General features: G+C 71.6%; 14 protein-coding genes. 6 read left to right on the forward strand and 8 right to left on the reverse strand.

Annotation, left to right across the window (positions count from 1 at the left end; all coding sequences use genetic code 11):
- Positions 1–337: 337 nt before the first annotated feature.
- Together ACZ3KJ_RS02635 and ACZ3KJ_RS02640 are read right to left on the reverse strand one after the other, a co-directional pair.
- Entirely contained in the window at positions 338–2,275 is a 1,938-nt protein-coding gene (locus ACZ3KJ_RS02635) for an amylo-alpha-1,6-glucosidase (protein WP_467524010.1), read from the reverse strand.
- 198 nt (positions 2,276–2,473) lie between these two features.
- Positions 2,474–4,063, reverse strand: a complete 1,590-nt coding sequence (locus tag ACZ3KJ_RS02640; RefSeq protein ID WP_467524011.1) for an MGH1-like glycoside hydrolase domain-containing protein — start codon at positions 4,061–4,063, stop codon at positions 2,474–2,476.
- A gap of 132 nt (positions 4,064–4,195) precedes the next feature.
- On the opposite strand from ACZ3KJ_RS02640, the gene ACZ3KJ_RS02645 reads away from it, so the two are divergent.
- The 5 genes from ACZ3KJ_RS02645 to ACZ3KJ_RS02665 all read left to right on the forward strand — a co-directional run bounded on the left by ACZ3KJ_RS02645 (position 4,196) and on the right by ACZ3KJ_RS02665 (position 12,412).
- Entirely contained in the window at positions 4,196–5,416 is a 1,221-nt protein-coding gene (locus ACZ3KJ_RS02645) for an ROK family protein (RefSeq protein ID WP_467524012.1), read from the forward strand.
- 501 nt (positions 5,417–5,917) lie between these two features.
- Positions 5,918–8,665, forward strand: a complete 2,748-nt coding sequence (gene ppdK, locus ACZ3KJ_RS02650; protein WP_467524013.1) for a pyruvate, phosphate dikinase — start codon at positions 5,918–5,920, stop codon at positions 8,663–8,665.
- Positions 8,666–8,936: 271 nt separating this feature from the next.
- On the forward strand, positions 8,937–9,362 hold the full coding sequence (locus ACZ3KJ_RS02655) for a hypothetical protein (RefSeq protein ID WP_467524014.1): 426 nt from the start codon (positions 8,937–8,939) through the stop codon (positions 9,360–9,362).
- A 66-nt stretch (positions 9,363–9,428) separates the two neighbouring features.
- Positions 9,429–10,115, forward strand: a complete 687-nt coding sequence (locus ACZ3KJ_RS02660; RefSeq protein WP_467524797.1) for an ABC transporter ATP-binding protein — start codon at positions 9,429–9,431, stop codon at positions 10,113–10,115.
- Positions 10,112–12,412, forward strand: a complete 2,301-nt coding sequence (locus ACZ3KJ_RS02665) for an FtsX-like permease family protein (protein ID WP_467524016.1) — start codon at positions 10,112–10,114, stop codon at positions 12,410–12,412. Before ACZ3KJ_RS02660 ends, ACZ3KJ_RS02665 begins: the two co-directional genes overlap by 4 nt.
- 52 nt (positions 12,413–12,464) lie before the next feature.
- Here ACZ3KJ_RS02665 and ACZ3KJ_RS02670 read toward each other — a convergent pair whose 3' ends face one another.
- The 6 genes from ACZ3KJ_RS02670 to ACZ3KJ_RS02695 all read right to left on the reverse strand — a co-directional run bounded on the left by ACZ3KJ_RS02670 (position 12,465) and on the right by ACZ3KJ_RS02695 (position 19,842).
- Complete coding sequence (locus ACZ3KJ_RS02670) at positions 12,465–12,902, reverse strand: excalibur calcium-binding domain-containing protein (protein WP_467524017.1); 438 nt, start codon at positions 12,900–12,902, stop codon at positions 12,465–12,467.
- 138 nt (positions 12,903–13,040) lie between these two features.
- Entirely contained in the window at positions 13,041–13,973 is a 933-nt protein-coding gene (locus ACZ3KJ_RS02675; RefSeq protein ID WP_467524019.1) for an SMP-30/gluconolactonase/LRE family protein, read from the reverse strand.
- A 135-nt stretch (positions 13,974–14,108) separates the two neighbouring features.
- On the reverse strand, positions 14,109–15,263 hold the full coding sequence (locus tag ACZ3KJ_RS02680; RefSeq protein ID WP_467524020.1) for an alkaline phosphatase PhoX: 1,155 nt from the start codon (positions 15,261–15,263) through the stop codon (positions 14,109–14,111).
- Between the two features lie 375 nt (positions 15,264–15,638).
- Positions 15,639–15,998, reverse strand: a complete 360-nt coding sequence (gene nirD, locus ACZ3KJ_RS02685; RefSeq protein ID WP_467524021.1) for a nitrite reductase small subunit NirD — start codon at positions 15,996–15,998, stop codon at positions 15,639–15,641.
- Complete coding sequence (gene nirB, locus ACZ3KJ_RS02690) at positions 15,995–18,619, reverse strand: nitrite reductase large subunit NirB (protein WP_467524023.1); 2,625 nt, start codon at positions 18,617–18,619, stop codon at positions 15,995–15,997. Before nirB ends, nirD begins: the two co-directional genes overlap by 4 nt.
- Positions 18,619–19,842 (reverse strand): NAD(P)/FAD-dependent oxidoreductase, encoded by a 1,224-nt coding sequence (locus ACZ3KJ_RS02695; protein WP_467524024.1) that lies wholly within the window; start codon positions 19,840–19,842, stop codon positions 18,619–18,621. Before ACZ3KJ_RS02695 ends, nirB begins: the two co-directional genes overlap by 1 nt.
- Before the next feature lie 223 nt (positions 19,843–20,065).
- Between ACZ3KJ_RS02695 and ACZ3KJ_RS02700 the strand changes: the two genes are divergently transcribed.
- Complete coding sequence (locus tag ACZ3KJ_RS02700; protein ID WP_467524025.1) at positions 20,066–20,848, forward strand: sulfite exporter TauE/SafE family protein; 783 nt, start codon at positions 20,066–20,068, stop codon at positions 20,846–20,848.
- Positions 20,849–21,004: the final 156 nt, after the last annotated feature.

Raw genomic sequence — 21,004 nt, forward strand, 5'->3', positions numbered from 1 at the left:
GTGAAGACGGGCACCCGAAGGTCCTTCCGTACGAAGCCGGGCGGAGCGGCGGATCCGGGGTGGGAACCGGATCCGCCACCGTTGCGTACGGCCTGCTCGCCGCCGGTGTTCACCCCGCCGGGCCCACGGTCGGCAAACACCCGGCAAACGCCCGGCCAAGCCGCCCGCCGAGCCGCCCGACCCAACTGCCGGGGGGCGAGCTGGCCGGTCAAGCCGCCCGGCCGAGCCGCCGGGGGCAAGCCGCCCGGCCGAGTCGCCGGGGCCGAGCTGCCCGGTCAAGCTGCCCGGTCAAGCTGCCTGGACAAGCCGCCCGTCACCGGCGCCGCCGGTCATCGCCTCACGCCCCGCCCACCGCCGTGAGCAGCGCCAGCGGGGACGCCGCCGACCGGGACTCCCGGACGCACGCGTGCGGGTAGGGCACCGGCTCGGCGTGCGTGTCGCGGCCGTAGCCGGCGAGGACCTCGGGCAGCCGGTGGCCCGTCACGGTCGCCGCGTCGACCAGGGCGTGGGCGACCGTACGGGCCTCGTCGTGCAGGCCGTAGCGGGCCAGGCCGAGCGCGATCAGCGCGTTGTCGTGCGGCCAGACCGAACCCCGGTGGTACGACAGCGGGTGGTACGCCGGCTGCCCCGCCGCCAGTGTGCGCACGCCCCAGCCGGAGAAGAAGTCGGGCTCCAGCAGGCGCCGGCCGACGACCTCCCCGTACTCCTTGTCCAGCAGCCCGGACCACAGCAGGTGCCCGGCGTCCGAGGCGAGCGCGTCGACCTGCCGGCCCCGGCCGTCCAGCGCGATCGCCGGGAAGGCGCGGTCCCGCATCCAGAAGTCCCGCTGGAAGCGGTCGCGCAGATCGGCGGCGGCCTGTTCCAGCAGCGCGGCGTACGTCTCGTCCCGCCACACCGTGCGCGCCACCCACGCCGTGCGGCGCAGCGCGTCGTACGCGTACCCCTGGGCCCCCGCCGCCGTCACCGGGCCGTTCGGGCGGGTGCCGTCGGCCGAGCAGACGGCACCGGGGGAGTCCTTCCAGTTCTGGTTGGCGAGGCCGCCCCGGTCGGCGCGGTAGACCAGGTAGCCGCGCGAGGTGAGCCCGCCGTGGTCGAGCATCCAGCCGACGGCGGCGCGGGCGTGCGGTTCGAGGCGGCGGGCGAGGGCCGCGTCGCCGGTCTGCTCGACGTACGCGCCGAGCAGCACGAGGAAGAGGGGGGTGGCGTCGACCGAGCCGTAGTAGCGGCCGTAGGGGACCTGCCGGAAGTGGGCGAGCTCGCCGTGCCGCACCTCGTGGACGATCTTGCCGGGCTGGGCGACCGACTCCGGGTTGGTCTCGGTGGCCTGGGTCGCGGCGAGCGCCGGGAGCGTGGCGGCGGCCAGGTGGGGACGGTAGGGGAGGGCGAAGAGGGACGTGAGCAGGGCGTCGCGGCCCAGCAGCGTCAGGAACCAGGGGGCGCCCGCCGCCGGGACGCGCAGTTCCTCCCCGTCCGGGCCGGTCGCCGGCACCTGGAGCGCGGCCAGGTCCGCGAGGCCGCGGGCGCACGCGGCGGCCAGCTCGGGCCAGCCGGTCGGGAAGGCGACGCCTTCCACGAACTCGCCCTCCTGCGCAAGAAGCTTTTCGGTCAAGGATGCCGGGGAGCGGGGCACGCGCAGGGCCCGCTTCTCGCCGTGCGGTCGCGCCATCACCCGGAGGGCCAGCTCGGCCGTGCCGTGCGGCTCCAGCTCCAGCGTCCACACCAGGCGGCGGGCACCGGTGCCGGTCTCCTCGACGCCGTCCGGGCCCGGCTCGGCGGTCACCGTCGTGACGGACCGCCACTCCCCGCGCCGGTAGGTGAACTCCACGCCGTGGTCCAGCACCTCGCGGCGGCGGACGGCGCCGGCCTTGACGTAGGTGCGGTGGTCGGAGCGGAGTTCGAACTGGTCGGTGAAGTCGGCGTCGACGGTCAGCGCCAGCCGGACCGTCAGCGGCACCGGGCGGTTGCTGACGACCCGCAGCAGCTCCACGAACGAGCTGTCCCCGACCGCCTGTTCGCGGAAGAGCGTGCACGAGGGCGGCTCGGTACGGCCGCCGCGCGGGACGAGCACACAGCGTGCGGTGTCCCCGTCCGCGACCGGGGAGAGCACCTCCGGCACGGCCCCGTCGACCGTGAGCTGCCAGCGGCTGAGGTGCCGCGCGTCCCTGACGAACAACCCGTCGGGAGAGGCGGAGCTCCGTACGCCGCTGATGTCCCCGCGGTCACCGACGGCGGCGAACGTCCCGCCGTGCACGAGCAGATGATGCCGGTCCGTCATCCCCGGTCCCCTCCCTTGAGTACGGTGTCGTTCGAGTGGTGCGGGTGGTGCGGGTGGTGCGGTGGCGCTGGTGGTGCAGGTGGTGCCCGTGGTGCAGTTGCGCTGGTGATGCCCGTGGTTCCAGTGGTGCCGGTGGTGCAAGTGGTGCTGTGGTGTGCAGGTAGTGCAGGTAGTGCTGACCGGTCGGTCCGGCTGGTGCTAGTGATGCGTGTGATGCCGATCCGTCTTGTGGTGCAGGCCGTGCCGATGGTCTGTGTGACCAGCGCTGTCGTCGGTGCGGTCGGTGCGGTCGGTGCGGTCGGTGCGGTCGGTGCGGTCGGGGCCGGCGGAGCCGCCGAGGCCGTGCGGGGCGTCCGTGTCGTGCAGCAGGTCGAGGGTGAGGGCGGCGGTCCAGCTGAAGCCGGTCGCCCCGCAGGCCTCGCCGGTGTACGGGTCGACGTACTCGGCGAAGTCCGACGCGCCCGCGACGTCCAGCACGGCCTCGCGCAGCGTGTCCGCGTGCGCCCGCTCGCCGTGCGCCCTCAGGCCCCGTTCCAGCAGCCAGTTCGTGTTGAACCAGGCCGGGCCGCGCCAGTAGCGGTGCGGGTCGAAGGCCTCGCCGAGCAGGTCGTAACTGGGGGCGAGGCGGGTGGTGGTGCCCAGCCCGAAGCGCGGGCCGCGCAGCGTGTCCACGAGGGCGGCGGCGATCTCGCGCGGCAGGCCGGGCAGCAGCAGCGGCACCAGGCCGGAGACCCCGCGCTCCCGGATCAGCCCCCCGCCGCGCAGGTCCCGGCAGAGGAACATGCCCTCCGCCGGATCCCACAGCCGGTCCACGAGCGCCGCCGTCAGCCGCTCCGCGCGCGCGTGCCGGGCGGTGCCGGTGGCGCCCAGCTCCCGTGCGATACGGGCGAGCGCGTGCTCGGAGGCGATGAGCAGGGCGTTGAAGGAGGGATCCTCCACGGCGAAGCCACCGCCACCACCGCTCCCCCCGGCCGGCCCAAGCCCGCCACCGCTCCCCCCACCCGGCCCGCGACCACTCCCCCCACCCGGCCCGTCCCGGTACCCGCCGTCCCGGTAGTCCGTCGCCAGTTGCACGTACCGCCCGTAGTCCAGGTCCGTCGGCCGGTCCTCGGCGGCCCCGTGGTGCAGGTCGGCGCGGCGGAAGGAGCGGGTCGGGGCGGGGGTGATCCGGGAGAGCGGGGCGTCCCAGGAGGGGGCGTTGTCCATGCCCTGCTCCCACGGGTGCACCACCGACACCAGCCCGCCCCCGCCGAGGTCCCGCCGGTGCAGCAGATAGCGGTGCCAGGCGGCGAGCCGGGGGTACACCCGGGCGAGGAAGCCGCGCGCCCGGGACAGGCCCGGGTCGGCGCAGTGCACCAGCCAGGCCGCCAGCGCGTGCACCGGTGGCTGCACGATGCCCGAGGTCTGTACGGTGCGCGGGGCGCCCGCAGCGCGCCCCGCGGTCGAGGAGCGCCAGAAGTCGGGGCTCGGGAAGTACGCGTCGAGCGGCACGGAAGGGTTGAAGACGATGTGCGGGACGCGCCCGTCGCCCCACTGGGCGGCCAGCAGCGTCTCCAGCTCCGTCTGGGCCCGCCGCGGCGAGACGTGCCGCAGCCCGATCGCGATGAACGCCGAGTCCCAGGACCACTGGTGCGGGTACAGCCCGCGCGAGGGCACCGTCGACGCTCCGGTCCAGTTGCCCCGGAGGACCTCCACCGCCCGGACGTGCAGCGACCCGGCCGGGACGGCAGGATCGTATACAGCGGTGCTTCCCGCGGGGCGGGCGATGAGCTGGGCGGTGCGATCCACTCGGGGCTCCCCGAAGAACGACGACGAACGGCACAGTCGACCCGGTACGGCAGTGGCTACCGTAGGGTTACGTCTATTTAACACGCAAAACCCACTATGTAATGCAGGCTTGGGAAGCACAAGGGGGTGCGCATGACCGGAAGGCCGGGACGGACCGGCAGAGGCGGCGGTCAGGCAGGCGCCGGAGATCTGCTCGCACTGGTACGCACGGGCCGGGCGACGACACGCGGTGCCCTCCAGCAGGCCACCGGCCTCTCCCGCGCGACGGTCGGCCAGCGCCTGGACCGCCTCTTCCGCGCGGGCTGGCTGCGCGAGGGCGCCGGCGGCCCGGTCGACTCCCCGCTGGGCGGCCGCCCCTCCATCACCCTGGAGTTCGACGACGCGCACGCCGTCGTCCTCGCCGCCGACCTGGACACCCGGCACGCGCGCGCGGCGGTGCTCTCCCTGACCGGCGAGCTCCTCGCCGAACACTCGGGCACGCTGGCGGTCGAGGAGGGCCCGGACGTCGTCCTCGGCGAGCTGGGGCGCTGGTTCGCCGAGCTGCTGGAGAAGGCGGGTCACCGCGCGGACGAGGTCTGCGGCATCGGCATCGCCGTCCCCGGCCCGGTCGACAGCGAGGCCGGCCGGGTCGTCCAGCCGCCGATGATGCCCGGCTGGGACGGCTACGACATACGCGGCCGCCTGGCCAGGGCGCTCACCGACCGCACGGGGGCACCCCCGGTGCCGGTCCTCGTCGACAACGACGCCAACCTCATGGCGTACGGCGAACAGCGCACCGCCCACCCGGACTGCTCGGCGTTCGTGCTGGTGAAGGTGTCGACCGGCATCGGCGCGGGAGTCGTGGTCGACGGCGCGGTCTACCGGGGCGTGGACGGCGGGGCCGGGGACATCGGCCACATACGCGTCGGCACCGAGGCGCTGTGCCGCTGCGGCTCCCGGGGCTGCCTCGCGGCCGTCGCGAGCGGTGGCGCCGTGGCCCGGCGGCTGGCGGAGAGCGGGGTCCCCGCGGCCTCCGGCTCGGACGTGCGCGATCTGCTCGCCGCCGGGCACCCGGAGGCGGCCGCGCTGGCCCGGGAGGCCGGACGGCAGGTGGGCGACGTGCTGGCGACCGTCGTGACGCTGCTCAACCCCGGGGTGCTGATGATCGCCGGCGACCTGGCCGGCACCCCCTTCGTCACGGGCGTGCGCGAGCTGCTCTACCAGCGGGCGCTGCCGCGCTCCACCGCCCGGCTGGAGGTGGTGACCTCGCGGCTGGGGGAGCGCGCGGGACTGGTGGGCGCCGGGGCGCTGGTCGTGGAGCACCTGTACGCGCCGGAGCGGGTGGAGGAGCGCCTGCTGGCGATGGGCTTCTGACACCGGGCCGGAGGCTTCCGGGACGGGCTTCCGGGACGGGCTTCCGAGACCTGGCCGTGTCGTCCGTCTTTGGCCTGGCCGTGTCGTCCGTGTTTCCGTCCCGGACCGGCGTCCGCATGGTGAAACCGGGCCATCTGTGGAAGCGTGATTCTCGCCACCCTTGAGCCACCCCTGATAGGGGTAGCGCTCAGATGAGCGGTTCGCGCGCGACTGCACTTCTCCAAGGGGTGGCACTGAGTGCCACCCCTTGATTGTTCATCGATCGAAATCAAACGCGCCGCGACCCGCTCATCTGAGCGTAAAAACGGGGTTGCGAGCCTGTCTGTGTTCAAGAAGTGAAAACATCGGCTGCTCCGTGCTTGCCCAGCCTTGACTTTCGATCCCGTGGCGGACGACGGGTTACGGGCGCATGACGCACAAGTAGACGTACCCAGGCGCCTTCGATCTGGGTATGTTCCTCGCCGTCAGGGCAGCCACCGCGTCCTCGAGGAGTCGAGACCCGTGTCGGAAAACAAAGATCCCCACGTAGCTCAGCCGGCAGCGAGCGTTGAGGGCGTGAAGTTCGTCTACGACTTCACCGAGGGCAACAAGGACCTCAAGGACCTCCTCGGTGGCAAGGGCGCCAACCTCGCCGAGATGACCAACCTGGGCCTGCCGGTTCCGCCCGGCTTCACCATCACCACCGAGGCCTGCAAGGTCTACCTCGACAGCGGCGAGGAGCCGGCGGCACTGCGTGACGAGGTGAGTGCGCACCTCGTCGCCCTCGAGGAGCGGATGGGCAAGAAGCTCGGCCAGGCCGACAACCCCCTGCTCGTCTCGGTCCGCTCCGGCGCCAAGTTCTCGATGCCCGGCATGATGGACACCGTCCTCAACATCGGCCTCTCCGACAAGTCGGTCCAGGGCCTGGCCGCCCAGGCGGGCGACGACCGCTTCGCCTGGGACTCCTACCGCCGGCTGATCCAGATGTTCGGCAAGACGGTCCTCGGCGTCGACGGCGAGCTCTTCGAGGAGGCCCTGGAGGCGGCGAAGACGGCCAAGAAGGTCACGGTCGACACGGAGCTGGAGGCCGCGGACCTCAAGAAGCTGGTCACCAAGTTCAAGAAGATCGTCAAGACCGAGGCCGGGCGGGACTTCCCGCAGGACCCGCGCGAGCAGATGGACCTCGCGATCAAGGCGGTCTTCGACTCGTGGAACGGCGACCGGGCGAAGCTGTACCGGCGGCAGGAACGCATCCCGCACGACCTGGGCACGGCCGTGAACGTCTGTTCGATGGTGTTCGGCAACCTCGGACCGGACTCCGGCACCGGCGTCGCCTTCACCCGTGACCCCGCCTCGGGCCACCAGGGCGTCTACGGCGACTACCTCCAGAACGCCCAGGGCGAGGACGTCGTCGCCGGCATCCGCAACACCGTGCCCCTGGCCGAGCTGGAGCGGATCGACAAGAAGTCCTACGACCAGCTGCTCGGCATCATGGAGACGCTGGAGAACCACTACAAGGACCTCTGCGACATCGAGTTCACGATCGAGCGCGGTCAGCTGTGGATGCTCCAGACGCGCGTGGGCAAGCGCACGGCCGGCGCCGCCTTCCGCATCGCCACCCAGCTCGTCGACCAGGGCCTGATCGACGAGACCGAGGCCCTCCAGCGGGTCAACGGCGCGCAGCTCGCGCAGCTGATGTTCCCCCGCTTCGACGAGCACGCCAAGACCGAGCAGGTCGGCCGGGGCATCGCCGCCTCGCCGGGCGCGGCGGTCGGCAAGGCGGTCTTCGACTCGTACACGGCCGTCAAGTGGTCCCGCTCCGGCGAGAAGGTCATCCTCGTCCGCCGCGAGACCAACCCCGACGACCTGGACGGCATGATCGCCGCCGAGGGCATCCTGACCTCGCGCGGCGGCAAGACCTCCCACGCGGCGGTCGTGGCCCGCGGCATGGGCAAGACCTGCGTCTGCGGCGCCGAGGAGCTGGAGGTCGACACCAAGCGCCGCCGTATGACCGTCCCCGGCGGTCACGTGGTGGAAGAGGGCGACGTCATCTCCATCGACGGTTCCACCGGCAAGGTCTACCTCGGTGAGGTCCCCGTCGTCCCGTCCCCGGTCGTCGAGTACTTCGAGGGCCGCATGCACGCCGGCGCCGACGACGCCGACGAGCTGGTCGAGGCCGTGCACCGCATCATGGCCTTCGCCGACCGCAAGCGCCGGCTGCGGGTCCGCGCGAACGCCGACAACGCCGAGGACGCGCTGCGCGCCCGCCGCTTCGGCGCCCAGGGCATCGGTCTGTGCCGCACCGAGCACATGTTCCTCGGGGACCGCCGGGAACTGGTCGAGCGACTGATCCTCGCGGACACGGAGGCCGAGCGCGAGGAGTCGCTGAAGGAGCTGCTCCCGCTCCAGAAGCGGGACTTCGTGGAGCTCTTCGAGGCGATGGACGGCCTCCCGGTCACGATCCGTCTCCTCGACCCGCCGCTGCACGAGTTCCTCCCCGACATCACGGAACTCTCGGTCCGCGTCGCCCTCGCGGAGTCCCGTCAGGAGCCGCACGAGAACGAGCTGCGCCTGCTCCAGGCGGTCCACCGCCTGCACGAGCAGAACCCGATGCTCGGTCTGCGCGGCGTCCGGCTGGGCCTGGTCATCCCCGGCCTGTTCACCATGCAGGTCCGGGCCATCGCCGAGGCGGCGGCCGAGCGCCGCAACGCCAAGGGCGACCCGCGCGCCGAGATCATGATCCCGCTCGTCGGCACCGTCCAGGAGCTGGAGATCGTCCGCGAGGAGGCCGACCAGGTCGTCGCGGAGGTCGAGGCGGCGACGGGCGTGACCCTGAAGCTGTCGATCGGCACGATGATCGAACTGCCGCGGGCCGCGCTGACCGCCGGTCAGATCGCCGAGGCCGCGGAGTTCTTCAGCTTCGGCACGAACGACCTCACCCAGACGGTCTGGGGCTTCAGCCGCGACGACGTGGAGGCCTCCTTCTTCACCGCGTACCTGGAGAAGGGCATCTTCGGCGTCTCCCCGTTTGAGACCATCGACAAGGACGGCGTGGGCTCCCTGGTGAAGGCCGCCGCCGAAGCGGGCCGCCGCACCCGCCCCGACCTCAAGCTCGGCGTCTGCGGCGAACACGGCGGCGACCCCGAGTCCGTCCACTTCTTCCACGAGGCCGGCCTCGACTACGTCTCCTGCTCCCCCTTCCGCATCCCCGTGGCCCGCCTGGAGGCGGGGCGCGCGGCGACGCAGTCGGAGGGCAGCGACCACCGCTGACCCGGTCCCGTCCCCGACGGACCCCACCGACCCCGGAGCCGCCACGGTCCCCGACCCTCAGTACCGATCGGGGCGGCTCCGGCATGCAAGAGGAGGGCGACACCCTGTGCGGGGGTGTCGCCCTCTGTGCTGTTTCCGGTGGGGGTGGCTGGAAATCGATCGCCTGATGTGGTGGTCATGGAGGAGGCAGATCGTTTCTCTCGGTCGTCGGAGCATTACATTCCGTGATTGTCGGTGGCTGTCGGGGCTGCTGGTGATTGCGGAGGTGTGTATGAAGAGGGCAGTGCTCGGCGTGGCTGCAGCCGGTCTGGTGTTCAGCGCGGCGGCGGCAGCTTTTGCGTCGTCCCCCGCGAAGGGGAAGATCACGATGCTTGTCACGCCAGGGCTCGAATTCACCCAAGGGAAGTACCAGTTCAACCGGCCTGAAACCAATCACGGTGCCTTCGAGTGGCAGGGGCGGCTCAGGGACACCACGGCCGGTGACCGGCACAACGTGTACATCGAGGTCAAGATCGAGGGGCACGGCTGGGTGCGTTACTACGGGAAGCAACGGCGTGCTGTCTGGCTGCACGAGTCCAACTGGGACGGCGCTCAGCGCTACACCCAAGACGCGAAGTTCCGCGCGTGCCGAGATCGAGGTTCGCTTCGCCCCGACAACTGCGCACCGGTGCAGACCTACTCCCACGAATGGCGCTGAGCCTGCCTGACTTGACGAGCCCAGGCGTCGACGCGCCTGGGCTCGTGCTCTTGATAGGGGAACAAGATCAATACGTCAGAAGTCCTGTCAGCCAGAGGAGTCGACCTTTTCTACGGGGACACGCGGGCTGTCCGAAGCGCAGAGATCTCGCTGTGCCGTGGAGAAGTCGCTGCGATCACCGGTCAGAGCGGGTCGGGCAAGTCCTCGCTGCTCTACTGCCTGGCCGGTGTGTTGCCGGTGGCTCGCGGCGAGGTGCGTTTCGAAGGGCGCTCCCTCAAGACCTTGAACGATGAGGAGCTCAGCGAACTTCGTCGCGAGCGGTTCGGTTTCGTCTTCCAGTACGGCGAGTTGCTGCCTGAGTTGACGGTGGAGGAGAACACGGCACTGCCGCTCCGGCTGGCCGGTCGGCGCAAGGCCGAAGCCCTTGATGCGGCCGGTGAGATTCTCGGGCGGCTCGGCCTCTCGGAACTGCGTGAGCGGCGTCCGTCGCAGGTGTCAGGGGGCCAGAGCCAGCGCGTCGCAGTGGCGCGCGCTTTGGTGCACCAGCCGGCCGTGGTCTTCGCAGATGAGCCGACCGGCTCGCTCGACAGTGGTAACGCCGCGGCTGTACTGGAGGAATTCCTCACCCTGGCGCGATCGCAGGGGACGGCAGTCGTGCTCGTGACCCATGACGCTCAGGTGGCAGCCCGAGCCGACAACCGCTACACCATGAGGGACGGCGTGCTCACGGCTCAGGTGAGGGAGGTGTCGTGAAAGAACTGCTCCTCGGTCTGCGGCTGTTGCTGGGCAGCGGTCGGGGTAACCGTGTGCGCTTCCTGCTCATGGTCCTGGGGAGCGCTGTCGGCGTGTGCTGTCTGGCCGTCGTCCTCGCAATTCCCGGGATTCTGGCTGCTCAGGATGCCCGTAAGGCTGCTCGTGAACCGGACTGCTCGAACGGGCGGGGAACCTGTACCTCAACCTCAGGAGATGCCCTCGCACTTACCAGACTGGACCCCTACGGTTCGCAGCCCCTCACTCGGATTTTCCTGGCATCGGGGAAGAAGCCCATCGAGCCGCCGCCTGGTCTCCGCGAGCTCCCCGGGCCGGGGGAGCTGTTCGTTTCCCCTCGACTGCACGAGCTCCTCGAAACCGATGCTGATCTCGCTCCTCTCCTTCCGGGGCGGGAGAGGGGGCTCATCTCACCCCAGGGGCTGGCTCACCCTGACGAGCTCTACGCGTATGTCGGTCTCGGTCGTGACGAGCTCAAAGGCGGCGGGCACCTGGGGTACTTCGGTCGGAGCTACACGAGATTTCCCACCGTTGACCCCTCGACACTCGGCGTTCTGCGTTTCACCTTGGCAGGCGTTGTGCTGCTCCCTCTGGCGGTCTTTCTCTCTGTCTGCGCCCGTCTTTCGGCTGCATCTCGCATGAGGCGGCTGGCGGCCTTGCGTCTGCTCGGACTGAGCAGAAGAGGTACACAGCGGGTCAATGCGGCGGAAACCGTTGCGGCGGCCTGGCTGGGCGCATTGCTAGGTCTGGGAGCTTACTGGGCGGTGAATCAGCTGGTTTCCCGGATCGGACTCCCGGGATTCAAGTGGTACCCAGCCGACGGCGCGCTGTCCGGGTTCACCCTGCTCATCTGTTCGGTGGGATGTCCCGCGCTTGCCTGGATCGTGGGCCGAGCCGGGGCGCGGAACGCTGCGGCCAACCCTCTGGCGGTGAGGCGCAGTGCCGTGGAGCAACCACCTCGGCTATGGGGCCTGCTCCCACTGGTTCCCGGGCTTGGCATCGTCATCGGATATTGCGTTCTCGGGGCGACGGGGCATGTTCCCACGGACACCTCACTGTCCTCGATCCTGATGCCATTGGCCGTGGTGCTGGTCGGTACTGGTCTTGTGCTCTCGCTTCCAGCGTTCTCGCGTGCTCTGGCTCGAAGGGTTGCACGCGCCACGGGCTCGCTGCCGCTCGGCCTCGCCATGCGTCGCAACGAAGTGGAACCAGGCGGTGCTCTCCGAGTGGCGACCGGTCTAATTCTGCTGATCTTTGTGGCTTCGCTGACACAGGGTGTGCTCGTCGAACTGGATCAGGTCTCCAAGAACACATCGCCGGTCCAGCTTTACACCATGGCACTCAATGACGTTCCCAGGGCGGAGGAACGTGCCGTGACACACGTACCGGGTGTACGGGGACATGCGATTCTGACGCGGTCATCGACGGGGCCCCACAGCATGGAGGAGATCCCGGCGAGCATCAATGCCGTGATTGCCACCTGCGACCAGATGCGGCGAATGTCATCGATGGTGAAGAACTGTGTGGACGGGCGCCCCGCCCGACTGATGGTTCCGCAAAGCACGTATGACGAGGTCAGTAGGCCAGGGAGTCGGTTCTCGTTCCATTTGCGCAATGCAGAGGGGCAACGGCGGGTAGTCACGATGACGGTGCCACGCCGGACGGTGCAATATCACGACGATACGACGATCCAGATGGCCGGGAGTGGCACCCTTCTGATCCCGCCATCGCTTCTCCCTGACGGTTTCCGCCCCGAGGAGAGAGCCTCTCTGACCCTTCTCAGCAGTTCCGCGTCCGGGACCGTGCGATCGGTTCTCGCGGGCATCGCAAAGGTCGACCCTACGATCGAGGTCGTGACGGAAGACCTGGATGCTGCCGCGCTCGAGCAGATCACCGTGGTCAAGACTCTTCTTGCCGTCGGTATGGTCCTGGGTCTGATCATCGGTGTAGCTGCGTACCTTGTTTCCGCCACTGACCGAGCCGTGGAACGCAGGTCGCAGATCACCGCGTTGTCCTTGCTCGGGGCGAGGTCCAGGACACTCCGGGCCGTTCAGGTGGCTCAACTCGTGCTGCCATTGAGCGTGGGACTGGTGCTGGCGGTCGTGTTGGGTAAATTGGCCGAGTCCAGTTACCTGGTGACTGGTGGCGGGGCCATTTTCTGGGACGGGGCTGGTGTGCCGCTCCTTCTTGCCTCGGCTGTCGGTGTTGTGATCGTCGCCGTCTTCGGTGCTTTGCCGCTCGTCGGCCGGCGCATCGATCCGGAGTTGATCCGCCGGGACTGAGGACGGGGGGCGGAGGGGCGGCGCCCTGGGTGAGGGTGCCGCCCCTCGCGCGTCACTCGCAGCCCGTGCCGTCTCCGTCCCGGTCGAGGTGTCGACCGTAGCCGGGGTCCCCCACGTGCACGGGGGCGGCGCCTGCCGCGCGGGCCGCGTCGCAGTTGTCGTAGTAGGTGCTCCCGGAGTCGTTCTCCGAGGTGTCCGTGGTGTCGGAGTCGGCCTCGGCCGCCGCGGTGATCGTCTTCGTGACGGTCACCGTCTCCGTGGCCGTCACGGTTGCCGCGGGTCGAGGTGCCGCCGTCTCGGTGGCGGTGGCCGTCGTCGTCACGGTCACCGTCGGCCGCGGTGCGGCGGAGGCCGGTTCCGCGTCGGTCGTGGTGGTGTCGTCACCGGCGCCTATGCCGACACCGAGGAACAGGGCCAGGGCGAGGGCCGGCAGGACATAGCGCTTGCGGGCCCACTTGGGAGTGGGCGCGGTGGTGTACGGGTTGCTCATGTCGTCCCCCCAGAACTGTGGTGTGAGGGGACGACGGTATGCGTGAGTTCCCAGCGGGACGCGGTGGTGTGACCGTTTCGTGATGCACATGTGCGGTCCGTCGGGTGTGCGGGGCGGGCCTCGGCTCCCAGCCCCGCCTCAGAGCGGAACCCCCACCCCCGTGAACGTAGTCTCCGGGGTCTGGGGGCTGGTGAAGCGGGCGTTGACGACGTAGAGGCGGTTGTGGTGGTGGGCGGCTGTGGTGGGGACGTCGAAGTGGGGGGAGGTGATCGTGCGGGTGAGGGTGGCGGTGGTGGCCGTCCGGTCGAGGGTCCAGGCGGTGATCTTGTTCAGGCGGTTCTGTACGACGTACAGGGTGCGGCCGATGCGCAGGAGGCCGTCGCCGTTGGTGACGTCGGGTGCGCCGGTCAGGGCGATCACGGTGGCGTGACCGGTGCGGAGGCTCACGCGGTAGAGCCGGCCCGCGTTGACGACGATCAGGCCCCGGCCGTCGGGGGTGGCGACGAGGCCGTTGGCGCTGTTGGTCCCGGCGGGTGCCTGGACCCATTCGCCGGTGAGGGGGAGCGCGCGCACCGCGCCGCCGCGGCCGCGCGGGACGCCGTACAGGACGGCGTCGCGGGAGTCGGTGAACCAGGCGCGGTCCCGGTGCAGGACGACGTCGTTGATGAAGGGGGCCGCGTCGCGGGTGAGCTGGTGGGTGGCGAGCACCTCGCCCGAGCGGGAGTCGATGACCCTCGCGGTCCCTCCGGCGCCGCCGCTGACGTACAGCAGGCCGTCGTCGTCCAGCTTCAGGCCGACGGCCGCGAGGCCGGTGCCGCCCGCGTGGAGCACGGTGCCCTCCCCGGTGCGCAGGTCGGTGCGGTAGACGCCGCCGTGGGCGCGGGAGCCCATGTAGGCGTACGGCCTGCTGCCGATGGTGATGCCTTCGGGGAGCCAGCCGTCGGGGAGCGGGAACACCGTCGGCCAGGTGGCGGGGTGGGGCGCCGCCCCGGCCGGGGCCGCCGTGGCGGTCAGGGCGAGGGCGGCCAGGGCACCGCCGAGGACGGTGCGGCGCGAGGGGTCGGGGGTCATGTCGGTGCCTCCGGGAAGGGGTCGGGCGGCGGGCTCGTCATGCGCGACGTCGCCTCCATGGTGCGCTCGCGCGGCGCATGACGAGCCGCCGTTTCGCTGTCGGGTTCCTGCCAACCGACCCGGCCATGCCGTCGACTACGCCCGGAACGGACCCGCCACCTCGTACGTGATGCCGCCCGACGAACTGCCCGACGTGCCGCGCTGGCTGGAGAAGTACAGGCGGGTGCCGTCGGGGGAGAAGGCCGGGCCGGTGATCTCCGAGGCCGACTGGCCGTCGATGCGGAGGAACGGGGCGACGACGTCGTCCGGGGTGATCACGCAGATCTCCATGTTGCCGCCGTCCTCCGCCACGAACAGGTCGCCGGAGGCGGCGCCGGTGACGTTGTCGACGCCGGTCAGGGGGGCCGTGCCGGACGTCACCAGGGAGTCGTCGTAGGCGAGGTCGATCGTCTGCGCCGCCGCGTCGTACCGCCAGACGCGGTTGTCGCCCTTCGTCGTGAACCAGCACGTGCCGTCCGCGTAGTAGCAGCCCTCGCCGCCGTTGAAGCGCTTGGCGCCGGAGACCTGGTTGCGGGTCGCGGTGGCGCCGGTGGGGTCCGGGACCGGGGACCAGGTCACCGGGCCGCTCGTCGCGCTCCCCGCCACCAGCACCTCCAGCGTGCCGGCCGACAGGTCGCCCCACGTCGTCGGGCGGAAGCGGTAGAAGCAGCCGTCGGTGACGTCCTCGGTGAGGTAGACGACCCCGCGGACCGGGTCGGCGGCCGCCGCCTCGTGCTTGAAGCGGCCCATCGCGTCCCGGCGCACCGCCGCCTGCACGCCCCAGGGGTCGGTCTCGTAGACGTATCCGCGATCGACCTCCTCGCAGGACAGCCAGGTGTTCCACGGCGTCTTGCCGCCCGCGCAGTTGGTGCGGGTGCCGGAGAGGATGCGGTACGCGCCGGTCACCGTGCCCGACGACGAGAACGTCACCGCGCTCGCGCCGCCCGAGGGGTTGATCTCCGAGTTGGAGACGTAGATCCAGCCGGTGCCGTCCGCGTAGCAGGCGCCGCCGTCGGGCGCGTCGTGCCAGGTGTACGACGTGCCCGTCACCGTCTGCCCGGAGCGGGCGATCACCCGGCTGGTGAAGCCGCTCGGGAGGCGGATGCCGTTGGTGTCCGGCGCGCCGAGCGCCCCGTACGGTCCGGTGCCGGGCTGGGCCGGTGCGGCGTACGCGGCGCCGCGCCAGAGGGTTCCGCCGAGCACGGCGGATCCGCCGATGACGGCCGCACGCAGGAGGGTACGACGTTCCACGCTCACTCCCAGGGGGTGTCGTGACCGCCCCGCCGCCGGTCGGCCGCGGGGTCGTGCGGTCAGGGAGGCTAGAAGCGCGGGATGGCCATGTCGTGCACACGTCGTAACGGGGGAGTGCCCGGGGCGAGGACAGCGGTGTCCGGCCATGCGGCGATGCGGGCATGCGGCCATGCGGCCATGCGGCCATCGGGCCACCGGGTCGTGGGGCCACCGGGTCGTGGGGCCACCGGGACGTGGGGCCGCCGGGTCGTGGGGTGGAGCGATGGTCCCGTCACGATCCGGCCCGGTGAACCGGACCGGCCCGGGCGCCGTCGCGGCGGTCGGGGGGGACCGCCGGGACCGCGCCCGGGCCGGTGGTGGGGCGGGGGACGGCCGTCAGGCCGCCCGCACCTCGTAGGTGGTGATGCGGACCGTGTCGTCGTCCAGGCACTGCCCGCTCCGCAGGTCGAAGCGCTGCTTGAGCAGGGGCGAGGCGACGAACGGGCTGCCCTGCCGGCCGCCCATCAGGCCGCGGGAGAGGACCGCCGCGCCGCCGAACGGGTCGCGGTTGTCGACGGCGTACAGCTCGCCCTTGCGGTCGCGGAACAGGGCGACCTGGCGGCCGTCCGGCAGCAGGGCGGCCACGCCCCGGCCGGGGATGAGCTGGTGCAGGTCGCAGACGGTGAACCAGTCGCCTGCCGGGGAGTCCAGCTTCAGCTGGACCTTCAGGTCGGTCGTCTCGGGTGCCAGGGTCATCGCTGGGCGCTTCCTTCCAGGACGTCTTCCGTGGGACGCATGCCGATGGAGAGCAGCGGCAGGTCGGGCTTGATCTGGTCGCGCTCGGGGACGAAGCCGACGACCGGGTCCGGGGTGTCGGGCGCGTTCACGAAGGACACGAACCGGGCCAGCTTCTCGGGGTCGTTGATGGTGGTGGCCCACTCGTCCGCGTAGTGCGCGACGTGCGCCGCCATCAGGGTCTCCAGCTCCTCGCAGATGCCGAGGGAGTCCTCCACGACCACGTCCCGGACGTGGTCCAGGCCGCCGGGGATCCGCTCCAGCCAGGTGGAGGTGCGCTCCAGGCGGTCGGCGGTGCGGATGTAGAACATCAGGAACCGGTCGATCAGGCGGATCAGCTCGGCGTCGGAGAGGTCCTGGGCGAGCAGGTCCGCGTGGCGCGGGGTGGCGCCGCCGTTGCCGGCGACGTACAGGTTCCAGCCGTTGGCCGTGGCGATCACGCCGAAGTCCTTCGACTGGGCCTCCGCGCACTCGCGCTGGCAGCCGGAGACCGCCGACTTCAGCTTGTGCGGGGAGCGCAGGCCCCGGTAGCGCAGCTCCAGGTCGATCGCCATGCGGACGGAGTCCTGGACGCCGTAGCGGCACCAGGTCTGCCCGACGCAGGACTTCACCGTCCGCAGCGACTTGCCGTAGGCGTGCCCGGACTCGAAGCCGGCGTCCACCAGGCGGGTCCAGATCAGCGGGAGCTGTTCGACGCGGGCGCCGAACATGTCGATCCGCTGACCGCCGGTGATCTTCGTGTAGAGGCCGAAGTCACGGGCGATCTCGCCGATCACGATCAGGCCCTCGGGGGTGATCTCACCGCCGGGGATGCGCGGGACGACCGAGTACGAGCCGTTCTTCTGGAGGTTGGCGAGGAAGTGGTCGTTGGTCTCCTGGAGGGCCGCCTGCTCGCCGTCGAGGACGTAGCCGCTCGCGCCGATCGTCGGGGCGAGGGAGGCGATGATCGAGGCGACCGCGGGCTTGCAGATCTCGCAGCCGTCGCCGCCCCGGGCGTCCTCGCGGCCGTAGCGGTCGAGGAGGTCCTGGTAGGTGTTGATGCGCAGGGCGAGGACGATCTCGTAGAGCTCCTCGCGGGTCTGCGAGAAGCAGGCGCACAGGCCCTTGTCGACCACGACGCCGCTCGCCTCCAGCTCGGCGGTGACGAGCTGGCCGAGGACCTTGACGCAGGAGCCGCAGCCGGTGCCGGCCTTGGTGCACTTCTTCACCTCGGGCACGGTCGTGCACCGGTGGTCGGTGACCGCGCCGCGGATCGTGCCCTTGGAGACGTTGTGGCAGGAGCAGATGATCGCGTCGTCGGGGAGGGCGGACGGGCCGAGCTGGGCCGGGGCGCCGGCGCCGGCGGGCAGGACCAGCGCCTCGGGCGAGACCGGCGGGACCGAGCCGGTGAACGCGCGCAGCGTGCCGTACGCCTCCGTGTCGCCGACCAGGATGCCGCCGAGCAGCGTGCCGTCGCGGCCGATGACCAGCTTCTTGTACAGGCCCGAGCGGGAGTCGGAGTAGACGACGTCGAGGCAGTCCTCGGTGGTGCCGTGCGCGTCGCCGAAGGAGGCCACGTCCACGCCGAGCAGCTTCAGCTTGGTGGAGAGGTCGGCGCCGGTGAAAGCGGCCTCGTCGGCGGCGATCGTCGCGGCGGCCGTCTCGGCCTGCTCGTACCCGGGGGCGACCAGGCCGTACACCCGGCCGTCGGCGGCGAGCGCGCACTCGCCGATCGCGAACACGTGCGGGTCGGCGACCGTGCGGCACTGCTCGTCGACGCTGATGCCGCCGCGCTCGCCGACCGTCAGACCGCAGTCGCGGGCGAGCTGGTCGCGGGGGCGGACGCCGGCGCTGAACACCACCAGGTCGGTGGAGAGTTCGGAGCCGTCGGACAGCTTCATGCCGGTGACCGCGCCGGTCTCGTCGACGACGATCTCCTGCGTGCCCACGCCGGTGTGGACGGACAGGCCCATGTCCTCGATGGTGCGCAGCAGCGCGGCGCCGCCGCCCTCGTCGACCTGGACGGGCATCAGGCGGGGCGCGAACTCCACGATGTGGCTGGTGAGTCCGAGGCCCTTCAGCGCGCCCGCGGCCTCCAGGCCGAGCAGACCGCCGCCGACCACCGCACCGGTCGTCGCCGTCTTCGCGTACTCCTCGATGGCGAGGAGGTCCTCGATCGTGCGGTAGACGAAACAGCCCCGGGCGTCCTTGTTCGGGACCGGCGGGACGAACGGGTAGGAGCCGGTGGCGAGGACGAGGGTGTCGTACTCGAAGACCTGGCCGGACCGGGCCGTGACCTTCTTCGCCGCGCGGTCGACCGTCTCCGCCGGGTCGCCCACGTACAGCTCGATGCCGTGCCGCTCGATGAACGCCATGTCGGTCATGGAGAGGTCCTCGGGGGTCTTCCCCGAGAAGTACGAGGTGAGCTGGACGCGGTCGTACGCGGGGCGAGGCTCCTCGCACAGCACGACCACGCGGTGCGTGGCGGTCAGGCCGCGCTCGGCGAGCGCTTCGAGGAAGCGCTGGCCGACCATGCCGTGGCCGACGAGCACGATCGTGGGGCGGGGGCCGGTCCCCGCGGGTGCGGTCGTGGTCGTGGACATCAGGAGCCTCCATCGTTGGTGAGCAGGTGGAGCAGAGGGGCGCCGTTGCGCGGGAGCGGCTCTGCTCCCTCCCAGGCGCGCGCGAGCGCGCCGACGGTGCCGAGTTCGCCGACGAGGACCCCGCCGACCAGGCGGTCGTCGCGGACGACGACCTTGCGGTAGGTGCCGCGGGTGGCGTCGGCGAGCTGGACGACGTCGTCGCCGGGGCGTGCCTCGGTCTCGCCGAACGCGGCGAGGTCGAAGGCGGTGGTGCCGTTGAGCGTGAGGCGGGTCAGGGAACGGGTGCCGGTGTAGCGGGCGCCGGTGTTCCCGGCGGTGCCCGCGAGCAGCTCGGCCAGGACGTCGGCCTGTTCCAGGGCGGGGGCGGCGAGGCCGTAGACGTTCCCGTCGTGCTGGGCGCAGTCGCCGATCGCCCGGATGTGCGGGTCGGAGGTGCGCAGTTCGTCGTCGACGAGGACGCCCTTGTGGACGGCGAGCCCGGACGTCTTGGCGAGGCCGGCGCGCGGGTGGACCCCGCAGGCCAGCACCACCAGGTCGGCGTCGAGGGCGTATCCGTCGGCCATCTCCACCGAGCGGACCGCGCCGCCGACGCAGCGCACGTCGCGCACCCGGCACTCGGTGTGCACCTCGACACCGAGGTCCTTCAGGTGCCGCAGGACGAGCCGGGAGGCGCCCGGGTCGAGCTGGCGCTCCATCAGCCGCTCGGACTGCTGGGCGAGCACGACCTGCGCGCCGCGCACGGCGAGCGCGCGGGCCGCGGAGACCCCGAGGAGTCCGCCGCCGATGACGACGGCCCGCACGCCCGGCCGGACCGCCTTGGACAGGCCCAGGCAGTCGTCCATGGTCCGGAACGCGTGCACCCCCTCGGGCAGGACGTGGTCCGGGGTGAACAGGCCGCGCAGCGGCGGCAGCACCGGGTTGGAGCCGGTCGCCAGCACCAGCGTGTCGTATGCGATCTCCGAGCCGTCCGCGCAGGTGAGGGCGCGCCGTGCGCGGTCGATGCCGGTGACGCGGGCGCGCACCAGTTCGGCCGGTGCGGGCAGCGCGATCACCTCGGGGGCGTACCGTCCGGCCAGCACCTCGGCGAGCAGGACCCGGTTGTACGGGACGTGCTCCTCCTCGCCGATCAGCAGGGCGGGCGTGCCGAGCTCACCGAGCCGCCGGGCGAGCCGTACGCCCGCGAGGCCGGCGCCGATCACCACCACACGCGCATTCGAGGTCATGCCGTCGAGCGTGCGGTGCGGAGGTTACCCGGCCGCATCACGGTTGTTTCCCGCGAGGAACGCTGCCCTCAGCGGGGGCGGCGGACAGGTGTGAGGGTTTTCGGCGGGCGGCGCCGGGCGGCGGTGAGGACAAGGGACGCGGGTGCGCCGGAGGGGTCCGCAACCTCAGGACCTGCTCAGATCGGTGGACGGGACATGTATCCGGCCCCGTAGGGTCGCGTCCATGCCCGACATATCCATGACCATGGTGGCCGTCCTCTGTGTCGCCGCCCTCGCGGCCGGCTGGATCGACGCCGTGGTCGGCGGCGGCGGGCTGCTGCTGCTCCCGGCGCTCCTGCTCGGCCTGCCGGCCGGCAGCCCGGCCGCGCACGCGCTCGGCACCAACAAGGCGGTGGCCATCGTCGGCACCGCCGGGGCGGCGGTCACCTACGCCCGCCGGGCGCCGGTCGACGTGGGCGTGGCCGTCCGGATCGGGCTCGCCGCGCTCGCCGGGTCGTCGGCGGGGGCGTTCTTCGCGGCGGGGATGAGCACCGACGTGCTCAAGCCGGTCATCATGGTGGTGCTGCTGGGGGTGGCCGCCTTCGTCATCCTGCGCCCCGCGTTCGGCACGGCCCCCGCGACCGGACCGGCCGGACCGCGCCGGGTCCTCGCCGCGATCGGCCTGGCGGGCCTCGGCATCGGCTTCTACGACGGTCTCGTCGGCCCCGGCACCGGCACCTTCCTCGTGCTGGCGCTGACCGCCGTGCTCCACCACGACCTGGTGACCGCCTCCGCCACCGCCAAGATCGTCAACTGCTGCACCAACGCCGGCGCCCTCGCGATGTTCGCCTGGCAGGGGGCCGTGCTGTGGCAACTGGCGGGCCTGATGGCCGTGTTCAACCTGGCGGGCGGCACGCTGGGGGCGCGGACGGCGCTGAAGAAGGGCAGCGGGTTCGTGCGCGTCGTGCTGCTGACGGTGGTGTTCGCGCTGGTGGCGAACCTGGCGTACGAGCAGTGGTGGGCGTGACGTCCACGGTGGCCGCTCCTGCGGCCTCCCCCGGGCAACTGCCGTCTCCGGTGCGGTACTTGGACGCCGGTCGTCCCCCCCCGGCGCCTCGGCTGCGGACGCCCTCCGGCACCCCGCCGCAGGGCGCCTGACCGGCACCTCGGCGGCGGGCGTTCC

It is taken from the genome of Streptomyces sp. NPDC003248 (assembly GCF_055563235.1).

Coding starts and splice junctions, on each gene's coding strand:
- ACZ3KJ_RS02675 (WP_467524019.1), bottom strand. CDS start 13,973: ATGACCCCCGACCCCTCGCGCCGCACCGTCCTCGGCGGTGCCCTGGCC.
- ACZ3KJ_RS02655 (WP_467524014.1), top strand. CDS start 8,937: ATGAAGAGGGCAGTGCTCGGCGTGGCTGCAGCCGGTCTGGTGTTCAGC.
- ACZ3KJ_RS02670 (WP_467524017.1), bottom strand. CDS start 12,902: ATGAGCAACCCGTACACCACCGCGCCCACTCCCAAGTGGGCCCGCAAG.
- ACZ3KJ_RS02635 (WP_467524010.1), bottom strand. CDS start 2,275: ATGACGGACCGGCATCATCTGCTCGTGCACGGCGGGACGTTCGCCGCC.
- nirB (WP_467524023.1), bottom strand. CDS start 18,619: ATGTCCACGACCACGACCGCACCCGCGGGGACCGGCCCCCGCCCCACG.
- ACZ3KJ_RS02700 (WP_467524025.1), top strand. CDS start 20,066: ATGCCCGACATATCCATGACCATGGTGGCCGTCCTCTGTGTCGCCGCC.
- ACZ3KJ_RS02645 (WP_467524012.1), top strand. CDS start 4,196: ATGACCGGAAGGCCGGGACGGACCGGCAGAGGCGGCGGTCAGGCAGGC.
- nirD (WP_467524021.1), bottom strand. CDS start 15,998: ATGACCCTGGCACCCGAGACGACCGACCTGAAGGTCCAGCTGAAGCTG.
- ACZ3KJ_RS02695 (WP_467524024.1), bottom strand. CDS start 19,842: ATGACCTCGAATGCGCGTGTGGTGGTGATCGGCGCCGGCCTCGCGGGC.